1 protein-coding gene is annotated in these 650 nt (G+C 74.3%); it reads left to right on the top strand.

Annotation, left to right across the window (positions count from 1 at the left end):
• Window positions 1-92: 92 nt before the first annotated feature.
• Window positions 93-650 (top strand): maleylpyruvate isomerase family mycothiol-dependent enzyme (locus B7767_RS26415; protein WP_085574381.1); only part of this gene is annotated, 558 nt, incomplete at its 3' end.

The raw sequence follows: 650 nt of genomic DNA, 5'->3' as shown, positions 1-650 counted from the left end.
CCCCACCCGCCCCGCACCCGCCGGCGGCTGACCCGCACCCGCACACCACGAGGACATCCCCCGCACCAACCGACCCCGAAGGAGCCCCGACCATGAGCAGCATCGACGACGTCCTGAAGGACCTGACGACCGACATCGAGGAGACCGCCCGCCTCGTCGAGAACCTCGACGAAGCCGCCTGGAACACGCCGACGCCCGCGCCCGGCTGGCGCATCGCCGACCAGATCGCCCACCTGACCTTCATCTTCCACCTGGCCGGCACCGCCGCCTCCGACCCCGAGGCCTTCGCCCGGATCGCCGCCGGCGCCTCCCACGACTTCGACGGGGCCGTGGACGCCGCGCTGCGCCAGTTCAACCAGTTCCCGCCGGAGCAACTGCTGGCCCGCTTCCGCGCGTCGGGCCGGGCCTCCGTCGACGCGCTGGCCGCCGTCCCGGAGGGCGAGGTGGTGCCCTGGCTGGTCAACCCGCTGCCGCCCGCCGTGCTCGCCTCCGCGGGAATCATGGAGGTCTTCGGCCACGGGCAGGACATCGCGGACGCGCTCGGCGTGCGCCGCGAACCGACCGGGCGCCTGCGCCACCTGGTCTTCTTCGCCTTCCTCACCCGCGACTTCGGCTACCTCTCCCGCGGCCTGACCCCGCCCGCCGAGCCG

This window comes from Streptomyces sp. 13-12-16, from assembly GCF_002114215.1.
In the GTDB taxonomy this organism is placed as follows: Bacteria; Actinomycetota; Actinomycetes; order Streptomycetales; family Streptomycetaceae; genus Streptomyces.
Note: the sequence above shows the minus strand (reverse complement) of the source record. Positions and strands in the feature narration are given on the sequence as shown.